Below are 10402 nucleotides of genomic sequence, written 5' to 3'. Positions count from 1 at the left end.
GTATTTACAGGAATAGACGACATTGTTGTTTGATTTATATGTTGTGTTCATATTTATATTATACTATGGTTTATAAGACGCATTGGATAAAAAAAACACCGTCTCACAGACAGTGCACCTCATTTCATGCAACTGGCTACCATTTTACAGGCCCTATAGCTTTGCGTCCCAGACTTTCATCTGGTTTGCCGATCATCCTTATTAAGCTTTTATACGTATCCTAAAAAACTGGTTTTATTATACTACAGCGCTCTACTTTACACAAGAAAAAACATTACCGTTTTAACGCCTGAAAACACAAAAAAAGAGATTGCTCCAAAACAGAGAAAAATACTTTATCCCCACGAAAAAAAATCCCCGCTGTCTGACTGAAATCAGACAACAGGGATTTTTTTCAGATCATCCGATCGCTGCGATCACTTCTACCTCGCAGAGAACGTTCTTTGGCAGTGTCTTGACTGCAACACAGGAACGTGCAGGTTTATTTACGAAATATTTGGCATATACTTCATTAAATGCCGCAAAATCGTTCATATCTGCAAGGAAGCATACTGTCTTGATCGCATTCTCATAGCTGGAACCGGCAGCTTCCAGAACTGCTCCGAGATTCTTCATAACACGATCAGCCTGCTCCTCGATGGTTGTGCCAACTACCTCTCCAGTTGCCGGATCCACTGGGATCTGACCGGATGTGTAAAGCGTATCTCCATGGATGATTGCCTGGGAGTATGGTCCGATTGCTGCAGGTGCTTTGTCTGTATGTACTGTCTTCATAATAGAATTCCCCTTTCATGAACATTTCGGATACTTCTCTGGCGGAAATATCCATCAGGATCTTGCTCAGCTGTTTTTTATTCTAACTCACAGATCACCCCTGGTCAAGGTCCATATTCAGATAATTATAAACAATACCGGAAATATCCCGGATATGCGAAACTGCATCCCCAGGTTTACAGTCTTCTGACATCACACAGAGGATATATGTAGTCTTTTCTCCATATACAATGGCGATATCATGCTGGTCCGTATCCGTTTCTCCAGTCTTATTTGCAATTTCCACGGACACAGATATCCCGCTGGGGATCTTAGTAGTAACCTGCTGGTTCAGAAGCAGGTTCAGCATAGCCTCCGAAGCTTCTTTCGATACACATTCTCCTTTATAGATCCGGGAAAGAAGCTCTGCGCAGTCTTTTACGGAAGTGGTGTTCCTGCCACCGAGGCCGACGTCCTTTGAAGAGGACGGGCTTAAGATGTGCTGTACGGAAGTATCTGCAAATTTCTGTTCCGCAAGAAATCCATTTACAGCCTGTGCTCCGTCCTTAAAAACACCCGATGCTGTCTGCAGACGTACCAGCTCATTAAAGGATTCATTGTCACTGACTGTGATCATATTCCAGAGAAGGTCATTGACCTTTGTGGATACGGACGGATCTGTAACATCTTTTTTCATTTTTGCCGCTTCGTTCTGAAGGACTGCATCCATGTTGGCATAGGTCTGGGCCATGACAAACACTTTGATCAGACTGGCTGAGTACAGTGACTGACTGTTCTGTTCAAACTCCTGATCACTGGTTAGATCCTTTACATAAACGCTCCATGTACCCTCATAGGTTCCAAGAAGATCCGCAAGCCGTTTCTCAAGGCCATCCATTCCCAGATCTTTCGTCTCGACTTTTCCGGATTTATCCACGGAAAATCCCTCCGGAGTCTCTCCCTCTTCCTGGAGCAGAACGCCGTTTTCTCCGCCAAAATAATAATATCCGTCAAACATCTGTCCTGCAGCATTCATTTCCAGATAATGGATACCTGGATCTGTAACCATTTTTCCATATTCATCAAAATAATACAGCCCGTTGTATGTTGTTTTGTCCACCACCAGCTCATCCATATAACGTACCTGTGGAGAAGCGCTGAGTTTTCCCAGATTGTTTACCATATAACAGCCGTCAAAAGAAACTTCCTCACCGCTACCGTCTTTTGCCGGAGCCTTCAGATCGGTGATCTGGACCATATGCGAGTTTCCCGCTGTAAATTTACCGCTTTCGTCGTGATAATAATATCCATCAAAAACCGTTCCGTCGATCTCAAAATGATCAAAATAATACACTGCCGGAGTATTTTCTTTGGTTCCATCTTCATTCAGGCAGTAAAAGCCATTGCTTTTCAGAATATATTTCCCGCTTTCACCGGGAATTGGAAGTATCTGGGACTCCTCCGTAACAGAACCAAGGCTTCCCTGTGCCGTCTGCTGCACTGTTGTCGCAAAAACCGGCTGTGCGAGCATCACTGTGCTCAGACAAAATGCCAATGCTTTATATATTTTTTTTCGTCTCATATACTTCTTTCACTTTTCTTATGATCCTATTTTACAGTTTCTTGTCCTGATCCGGCATCCACACATTCCTCCAGTGATTTTCCAGATAAAGACTCTATAAGTATATCGGATTTCTCCGTTCTGTCAAGTAAACCTCTTCCAGAACGTCTCCACTGCACCTTCTACCGTATCCAGCCTGCAGCCTGTACGGTCCTGCCATTCCCTGGGAAAGATTTCCTGGTAATCCCGATCCCAGAAGCGGTCATCCAAAAGCAATATCACGCCTTTGTCCTCTTTTGTGCGGATCACGCGCCCGGCGGCCTGAAGCACCTTGTTCATACCCGGGTAGCGATATGCATAATCAAAACCACAGTGATTCTTTTTATCGTAATACTCTTTCAAGATCTCACGCTGACTGCCGATCTGGGGAAGTCCGGTTCCTACGATCACTGCCCCGATCAGACTTTCCCCTGTCAGATCAACACCCTCAGAAAAAATTCCTCCAAGGACACAGAACCCTACCAGGGTACCTTCCCGTTCCTGAAATTCCTCCAAAAATCCTTCCCGTTCCTGTTCTGTCATATCCGGCGTCTGACACACGCAGCGCACCCAGTCTACGGAAAATTCTTCCTCATAAACTTGCAGTACGTCTTCCATAAGACGATACGACGGAAAAAACACCATATAATTTCCCTGCCTCTGCCAGACACATCTGGCAATATATCCGGCGATCTTCCGGTATTCTGCACGATTTCTCCGGGTATACCGGCTGCTTACGTCGCTGCCGATAAGAATCCTGCGGTTTTCTTTTGGGAAAGGAGACTGCACATAAATCCCATAGGCATCACGGTCTGTTGTCAAAAGCTCCCGGTAATAGAGCATGGGAAACATTGTAGCTGAAAAGAAAATAGCACTTTTCCCTTTTTTCAGGTATTCTCCCAGATTTTCTGACGGGTTCACACAGAACAGCCTCAGACGAAATCCTTCTTTTGCGCTGTTTTCGGTATATACTACATAATTTTCATCTACCAGCTCTGAAACATTTAAAAAATCACGCACTATAAAATAAAATTCCAGTATTTCCCTGCGTAGTTCTTCTTCCAGTTCTTTTTCCTCCAGTATTTCTTCCAGTTCACCTGATATCGTAAGAAATGTGATCGGCAGTACTCCGGGATTGGGCAGCACCTGATACCCTTTTCCTGTTTCCGCAAGATTCTCTTCCAGTTCCATCATCTGGCGATTTGCTTTATCCAGTGTTCTGGCCAGTTTTGAAAACCTCTTTCTTATCTTCTTTCGAAGTGCTACCAGACTCTGACGGGAAATACCGGCACTGTACATCTCTCTGCCACGTTCTACCAGATTATGGGCCTCATCGATCAGAAAAATATGGTCCCCGGAAATATTTTCCCCGAAAAAACGTTTCAGATGAACATTGGGATCAAACACGTAATTATAATCACAGATGATCCCGTCTACCCAGATTGAAAGATCCAGACACATTTCAAAAGGGCACACCTGCCATTTTTCTGCATGAGCACGGATCACTTCTCTGGAATATACCTCTTCAGTGGTCCAGAGCTCATAAACCGCATCATTTACCCGGTCAAAATGCCCCTTTGCATAAGGACATTTCTCCGGTGTACATTCCGGAGTATCCTGAAAACACAGTTTTTCCTTTGCCGTGATCGCCGTTACCTTGAATTTCAGACCTTTTTCCCGCAGGATGTGAAATGCCTCCTGCGCCACAGTTCCTGTGATGGTTTTTGCGGTAAGATAAAAAAGTGTTTCACCTTTTCCCTCACCGATGGCGCGCACGGACGGAAAAATGGCAGACATGGTTTTTCCCACACCGGTAGGCGCCTGAACAAATAAGGTCTTCCCACTGGAAACCGTATGGTACACACCACTAACGATATCCCGCTGCCCTTCTCTGTATGGAAACGGAAACTGCAGATCCTTCATGGATGCATTTCTCTCTTTTTTCCAGTTAAGAGAATATGCGATCCATTTGTGATAGGCATCCAGAAGTTTCTGATACCAGCCTTTAAGCTCCTCTATGGAAAAATCCTCACGAAATCTCCTGGTTTCTTCCGTCTCAAGATGAGCGTAGGTCATCTGAATGTGGATTTCAGAAATCCCTTCTTTTTCTCCCCAGATCATTCCGTAACACATGGCCTGGGCACGGTGGACAGGTATTGGCATGTCCATTGCCTGGACATTTCCGTAAGTCCCCTTGATCTCATCAATATAAACGGCTCCGTCCTCTGTAAAGATCCCATCTGCACGGCCCTCGACCTGAATGACCACATCGTCGTATTCACTTTCTTTTTTCAGAGAAACCTCTGCCTGATAATCGCCCTTCATACTCCGCTGTATCTTGCGGTGAAGCCTTCCGCCTTTTAACATGGCTTCCTTATCTCCGGATGTCCCACTGCTGTTATCCAGATCTCCGCTCCTCAGTATAAATTCCACAAGATTTCTGACAGAAATCCGCACTCTTGGTTTTTCCATATTTTCACTCCCGGCAGCTACCGGAATTCCAGTCCGGCAGCTATTCTTTTTCCATGCTATACCAGGATTATACCATAAAATATGATTCGAAAGCTTCCCATAATAAAAAGGACGCATGTTCTGCTTTTCTTCTCATGAACTGCGCCCTTTTATCACCGTTTTTCTTTATTCATATTTCTCAACCTGCTGCATACTTGGAAAGAACACGATTAAAATCCTCATCCTCTCCGTAACACTTTACTGTCAGAGTCTTTGTCAGATCCAGACTCAAAAGTCCGAGGATCGACTTTGCATCAATGATAATACGGTTATAAAATACATCAATATCAAAATTACATCTGCTGGCTGCATTGACAAACTCCTGTGCACTTTTTTCATCCAGTTTGATCTGTTTCTCCATAGCTGACCGCCTGCCTTTCTGATTTTTTCATATTTCAGTTTTACACAAAAGTTAAGTTTTTGTCAATACTGTTTATTTCATATCAAACTTTTTTCGACACAATGTACAATATCTTTGTCTTTCCTTTGGAAATCCTGTTGAATTTGATTGTATTATTTTTAGATAAATCTTGGATTTTTTCCAAAAAAATCCGCCGCAGGACGGTATGTTACACGTACTGCGGCGGTTTTAAATAAATCGGATATTCGGAATCCGCTTCGCTACTTCCTCATAAACAAAATCCGTTTCCGGATTTATATCAATCGGATATTCGAAATCCGCTTCGCTACTTTCTCATAAACAAAATCCGTTTCCGGATTTTGTTTATATCCGTGTCAGAACAAAAATATCGTAGATTGCTCTGACTGCTTTTTCGAAATCACGATTCTCTACACCGATGATGATATTCAGCTCACTGGAACCCTGGTCGATCATTTTTACGTTTACATTTGCATGGGCAAGAGCAGAGAAGATCCTTCCTGCAGTGCCTCTCTGGGATTTCATTCCACGACCAACAACTGCGATCAGTGCAAGGTCAGATTCCATCTCCACAAAATCAGGCTGCACCAGACGGTGGATACCTGCGATAACCTGCTGCTCTTTCTCCTCAAATTCGTCCTGATGAACATATACAGTCATAGTATCGATTCCGGATGGTACATGCTCAAAGCTGATCCCCTGATCTTCAAATACCTGAAGTACCTTGCGTCCGAACCCGATCTCACTGTTCATCATGGATTTCTCGATATTAATAGAGCAGAAACCTTTCTTTCCGGCGATACCGGTAATAGTAAATTTCGGCTTCTTACAGGTGCTCTCTACGATCAGAGTACCTTTATCCTCCGGGCTGTTTGTGTTACGGATATTGATTGGAATTCCCTCTTTACGAACCGGGAAAATGGCATCCTCATGAAGAACAGTAGCTCCCATGTAGGAAAGCTCACGAAGCTCTCTGTATGTGATTGCCTCGATAGGCTCCGGATTGTGAACGATACGCGGATCTGTTACAAGAAAACCGGAAACGTCCGTCCAGTTCTCATAAATATCTGCATGGATAGCTTTTGCAACCAGGGAACCTGTCACATCAGAACCACCTCTGGAAAATGTCTTTACTGTGCCATCTGCACATGCGCCGTAAAATCCCGGAATAACCGCATGCTGGGATTTGCTGAGTTTTTTGGAAAGGAGTTTATTGGTCTCCTCCGCTTCCAGATTACCAGCTTTATCAAAACGGATCACAGAAGCTGCATCCACAAAATCATATCCAAGATATGCAGCCATGATCTTACCATTGAGGAACTCTCCTCTGGATGCCGCATACTGGATTCCTGCCTGTGCACGGAAATCCTCATCGATCTTCTTGAACTCCTCCTCAAGAGAAAGGCTCAGTCCGAGTCCCTTGATGATCTCATAATATCGCGCCTTGATTGCATTGATCTTCTCAGTGATATCCTCCCCTTTGGATGCTGCGTCATAACATCCATAAAGCATATCCGTCACTTTGATATCCTCGTCAAATCTCTTTCCCGGAGCTGACGGAACTACATAACGGCGGCTCTCATCACTGCGGATGATATCGCCCACTTTCTGGAACTGCTCCGCATTTGCAAGAGAACTTCCACCGAATTTTACAACTTTTTTCATGATAACACCTCTCACCTGTAATTTCGACTTCCAGCGCCGCCTTTTCACCATTCACTGCAACGCTTTACCACAGAAACCTACGGCTATTTTATTGAATAATTTGTAATTTTGCAAGCATTTCCGTAACATTTCTGCAAAAAAAGTCAAATTATACAAGAGAAAAGTATCTCCTGACCTGTTTCTTATGCACAGTACTGCTTCAGAATGTTCTCGAGAGCTGCAGCGCTGCTTGTGTGACAGCGGCATACCGGAATGGATTTTTTCTTTGCTTCTTCTACTGCGCAGTTTACCATTTTGTGGGAAACGGTACTGGTGAACAGGATCATCAGATCCGGCACCCCGATCTTTTTCTTCATGGCTCCTTTTTCCTTGGCAAAAACTTTCGCCTTGCATCCGAAGCCTTTGCAGATATCCTCATACTGACATACCATTCTTTCATTACCGCCTACAATTACAACGCTCATAATTCACTCTCCTTTGATCTCTGAACTTTTATATGACTGTTTCAAGGTTATTTTAAGCTAACTTCACTTTTAAAATATTGAGTTAGCACTTGCTAACTCACTTATTATAATACCATCTCACAAAAAGTTTGTCAAAGGTAATTTTAAATTCTGTCTGATTTTTTATATCCTGTGATCTCACATACTGTAAGTATGCCGTTTTTTACCTGAAAATGAACATCCATTCCTGCAAAAGGCATTCCGTATATCCTCTCCGGATCTTTCTGGTAGGCAGGCCTCGGATCCTCTCTGAGCACGCCTTCCAACGCAGTAAGCTTATCCTCCGGAATCCTTGCCTTCCATTCTTCCGGGATCTCTACCTGCAGAAAATGCTGCTCCACCTTCGTCGCAAAGCCGCCCAGCGCTTCCGGATGGCAGTCTGCCACAGGCAGATATGGCTTGATATCATAGATGGGGGTTCCGTCCATCAGGTCCGCACCGGATACGATCAGTACAGGAGCTTCTTTGCTTTCCAGATCGATCTTTTCAAGCTTCACACAGGATAAGCCTACAGGATTGGGACGGAAGGGCGATCTGGTGGCAAATACGCCCATCCTTTCATTTCCGCCCAGGCGTGGCGGACGTACTGTAGGGGACCAGTTCTCACGGATCGACTGTGAAAACTCCCACAGCAGCCAGATATGCGAAAAATCTTCCAGTCCTTTTACCGCTTCCCGTACCCGGTATTCCGGTTCAAAAACAATACAGGCTGTCAGTTCTTCCACTCGACCGCTCTGACGCGGGATTCCGAATTTTGTCGGAAAATCACTTCTGATCCTTGCGATTATCTTCATATCCCTATTCTCCCTTTCACTTGCCAGATATACACCTCATGCGCCTGTTACATAATTCTGCTTTCAATGACTGTCATGTCATTTCCGTCAGATCCTCTTGTAGGCAACACAGTTTTTTTGCCGCTTGGCCTGATAGAGAAGCCTGTCCGCTTCCATCACTCCATCTCTGACCTTACAGCTTCCATATACACCTCCCACGCTCATGGAAAGCCGGATTTCTTTGTATTCCGGCACATCTGCCATTGCGATCTCTTCCCGGATATCTTCCAGCTTCTGCTGAAATACCTTTTCCGGGATTTCTTCAAACATCAGAAGAAATTCGTCTCCTCCATAACGCAGTACCACGTCATCTGCCCGCACATGCTCAAAGATCATTCTGACAATGGTACAAAGCGCCGCATCTCCAGCTACATGGCCATAGCTGTCATTGATCTGTTTAAAATTGTCCACGTCGATCATAGCTATAGCCCCCATCTTATCCAGGGATTTCAGCTGTTCCTCAAAATATCTCCGGTTTCTGGCACCAGTCAGCGGATCTTCATATAATTCCCGGTTGAATCTGCTGATCTTATCGATCAGAGATCCGCTTCCATAAGCTCCCAGAAAGATCTTATCCGTCATTTTAAAGACCATTTCCATGACAAGAGGTGTCCCGTCTATAACCACATATTTGGCGATTACCTGATAAATGTCATCATTGACGAACTCAAATTTCGTCATTTTGTTTTTACGGGCAAAAACTTTGGCAGAAATACAGTTCTCACATCTTCTGCCTTTATTCCACACTGCAAAGCATTTATGTTCTGCTTCATAAGAGCAATCGTCTAAGCCAATATTTACCGGAGCTGTACGGCTGACATCCACCAGTCTTACAATGTCAAAAACCGTCTTCAGCATTTCTATTTCCATATTTACTTCCCGGGCAGTCATAAATACACCCTTATCTTTATCCATAGTATTTTCCTGCGTTTCTGAAATATTATATACATTCATGATAACATATTGCACATCAATTCACAATTGTATTTCATCGTCGTTTATGCTATTGTATAGTGTATAAGAAGTAATATTTTTATCAGGAGGTTTCATATGGCACAGAGACGTACAAAGATAGAAGTACTCAATGAGAAAATTTCCAAAGTAGATTCCAAGATTGCTGCCTGCACCGAAAAGATAGCAGCGCTGGAGGATGAAAAAACTGCACTGGCAGCTCAGCTGGATGAGATCCGCAAAGCTGAAAAAAAGGCAAAGGAAGCTGCTGAACTGAAACGTCTGCTCAAGCTGATGCACAAAAAAGACATTTCCGTAGAAGATCTAGAAGCCATGATCTCCAGGGAAGCCTGAAACAGATCCTCAGCAAACAAAAAACCGGTTTACGAAGAATTTTTTCTTCCAAACCGGTTTTTTTTGCGATCTTTCTATGATACGATCTGTATATTTCTGCAATCTTTATATTCTTTGGAACAGCTTTCCGTCAGGATCACTGCTCCGTCAAATGAAAAGAACGTCACCGCACTGATCTGTCCGAATTTGGAGCTGTCAGACACTACGTACTTTTCCAGACACTGCTCCATGGCGGTTCGCTTTACCAGTGCTTCATTGGATTCCGGCGTGGTAAAGCCTTCTCTCTGAGTCATCCCGTTGGTCCCGAAAAAGCCCTTTGTAAAATGATAATTCTTCAGCATCTGCATGGCCTGACTTCCGATCACAGCTTCCGTAGATCCCTTCAGTTCTCCGCCGATCAGCAGCACACGGACTCCCATCTGAGCCAGAGCCCTGGCATGGGAAACACCATTGGTGACAAAAGTCGCCCCGGAGCCTTCCAGATGCTCCAGCATATATCCGGTAGTCGTTCCCGCATCCAGATACACAAAATCTTCCGGACGGATCAGAGCTGCCGCATAGGCTGCGATCTTCTTTTTTTCTTCAATATTCAGCTCAACTTTCTGGGCTACGGTAGGCTCATAGGCATTGACAGTATGTTCCAGTGCCACCGCACCGCCAAAAACCCTGGTCAGCTTCCCCGCCTTGTAAAGCGCCGTGATGTCTCTGCGGACCGTAGATTCCGATGCATCCAGGATATCTTTCAGTTCTGTTACCGTAACACTGTTTTTTTCTCTGAGAAGGTCGAGTATGATCTCGTATCTCTGCTCCGTCAGCATTCCTTTTCCTCCTTCAAAAAAGACATCCCGATCGA

10 protein-coding genes and 1 riboswitch are annotated in these 10402 nt (G+C 44.3%); of the genes, 1 reads left to right on the top strand and 9 read right to left on the bottom strand.

Translation table 11 applies throughout. The features are described 5' to 3' along the window. Nucleotides 1-124: 124 nt before the first annotated feature. Nucleotides 125-200: riboswitch (cyclic di-GMP riboswitch) on the bottom strand. Between the two features lie 199 nt (nucleotides 201-399). From LI091_RS11960 to LI091_RS11925, 8 genes are all read right to left on the bottom strand, one after another. After that, complete coding sequence (locus LI091_RS11960) at nucleotides 400-774, bottom strand: RidA family protein (protein WP_015525839.1); 375 nt, start codon at nucleotides 772-774, stop codon at nucleotides 400-402. A 94-nt stretch (nucleotides 775-868) separates the two neighbouring features. Further along, complete coding sequence (locus tag LI091_RS11955; RefSeq protein WP_244093171.1) at nucleotides 869-2335, bottom strand: serine hydrolase; 1467 nt, start codon at nucleotides 2333-2335, stop codon at nucleotides 869-871. A gap of 123 nt (nucleotides 2336-2458) precedes the next feature. Beyond that, entirely contained in the window at nucleotides 2459-4825 is a 2367-nt protein-coding gene (locus tag LI091_RS11950) for an ATP-dependent DNA helicase (protein ID WP_173775679.1), read from the bottom strand. Nucleotides 4826-5003: 178 nt separating this feature from the next. Continuing rightward, entirely contained in the window at nucleotides 5004-5225 is a 222-nt protein-coding gene (locus LI091_RS11945; RefSeq protein WP_173758309.1) for an HPr family phosphocarrier protein, read from the bottom strand. 363 nt (nucleotides 5226-5588) lie between these two features. Further along, the gene (locus LI091_RS11940; protein WP_015525836.1) at nucleotides 5589-6908 is read right to left on the bottom strand and encodes an aspartate kinase; all 1320 of its coding nucleotides are present in this window, start codon (nucleotides 6906-6908) and stop codon (nucleotides 5589-5591) included. Nucleotides 6909-7090: 182 nt separating this feature from the next. Beyond that, nucleotides 7091-7372: a DUF2325 domain-containing protein gene (locus LI091_RS11935; protein WP_015525835.1), complete on the bottom strand. Its 282-nt coding sequence runs from the start codon at nucleotides 7370-7372 to the stop codon at nucleotides 7091-7093. A gap of 143 nt (nucleotides 7373-7515) precedes the next feature. Continuing rightward, a complete protein-coding gene (gene tsaA, locus LI091_RS11930) occupies nucleotides 7516-8205 on the bottom strand; it encodes a tRNA (N6-threonylcarbamoyladenosine(37)-N6)-methyltransferase TrmO (protein ID WP_021650988.1) in 690 nt (229 codons plus the stop codon). A gap of 87 nt (nucleotides 8206-8292) precedes the next feature. Further along, on the bottom strand, nucleotides 8293-9159 hold the full coding sequence (locus LI091_RS11925; RefSeq protein WP_015525833.1) for a GGDEF domain-containing protein: 867 nt from the start codon (nucleotides 9157-9159) through the stop codon (nucleotides 8293-8295). A 135-nt stretch (nucleotides 9160-9294) separates the two neighbouring features. Between LI091_RS11925 and LI091_RS11920 the strand changes: the two genes are divergently transcribed. Further along, nucleotides 9295-9549 carry a hypothetical protein gene (locus LI091_RS11920; RefSeq protein WP_015525832.1) on the top strand — a complete coding sequence of 85 codons (255 nt, stop codon included), beginning with the start codon at nucleotides 9295-9297 and terminating at the stop codon, nucleotides 9547-9549. A gap of 74 nt (nucleotides 9550-9623) precedes the next feature. Here the strand turns inward: LI091_RS11920 and LI091_RS11915 are convergent, their stop codons facing one another. Then, nucleotides 9624-10367, bottom strand: coding sequence for a DeoR/GlpR family DNA-binding transcription regulator (locus LI091_RS11915; protein ID WP_147603661.1), 744 nt, complete (start codon nucleotides 10365-10367; stop codon nucleotides 9624-9626). Between the last annotated feature and the right edge of the window lie 35 nt (nucleotides 10368-10402).

Origin of the sequence: Blautia sp. MSK20_18, from assembly GCF_020553125.1 — a bacterium.
GTDB lineage: Bacteria > Bacillota > Clostridia > Lachnospirales > Lachnospiraceae > Blautia_A > Blautia_A fusiformis.
Note: the sequence above shows the minus strand (reverse complement) of the source record. Positions and strands in the feature narration are given on the sequence as shown.

Excerpts from the sequence above, each read along its gene's own strand:
- LI091_RS11950 (WP_173775679.1), bottom strand. The coding sequence starts at position 4,825 with ATGGAAAAACCAAGAGTGCGGATTTCTGTCAGAAATCTTGTGGAATTT.
- LI091_RS11920 (WP_015525832.1), top strand. The coding sequence starts at position 9,295 with ATGGCACAGAGACGTACAAAGATAGAAGTACTCAATGAGAAAATTTCC.
- LI091_RS11945 (WP_173758309.1), bottom strand. The coding sequence starts at position 5,225 with ATGGAGAAACAGATCAAACTGGATGAAAAAAGTGCACAGGAGTTTGTC.
- LI091_RS11960 (WP_015525839.1), bottom strand. The coding sequence starts at position 774 with ATGAAGACAGTACATACAGACAAAGCACCTGCAGCAATCGGACCATAC.
- LI091_RS11935 (WP_015525835.1), bottom strand. The coding sequence starts at position 7,372 with ATGAGCGTTGTAATTGTAGGCGGTAATGAAAGAATGGTATGTCAGTAT.
- LI091_RS11925 (WP_015525833.1), bottom strand. The coding sequence starts at position 9,159 with ATGGATAAAGATAAGGGTGTATTTATGACTGCCCGGGAAGTAAATATG.
- LI091_RS11915 (WP_147603661.1), bottom strand. The coding sequence starts at position 10,367 with ATGCTGACGGAGCAGAGATACGAGATCATACTCGACCTTCTCAGAGAA.
- LI091_RS11940 (WP_015525836.1), bottom strand. The coding sequence starts at position 6,908 with ATGAAAAAAGTTGTAAAATTCGGTGGAAGTTCTCTTGCAAATGCGGAG.
- LI091_RS11955 (WP_244093171.1), bottom strand. The coding sequence starts at position 2,335 with ATGAGACGAAAAAAAATATATAAAGCATTGGCATTTTGTCTGAGCACA.
- tsaA (WP_021650988.1), bottom strand. The coding sequence starts at position 8,205 with ATGAAGATAATCGCAAGGATCAGAAGTGATTTTCCGACAAAATTCGGA.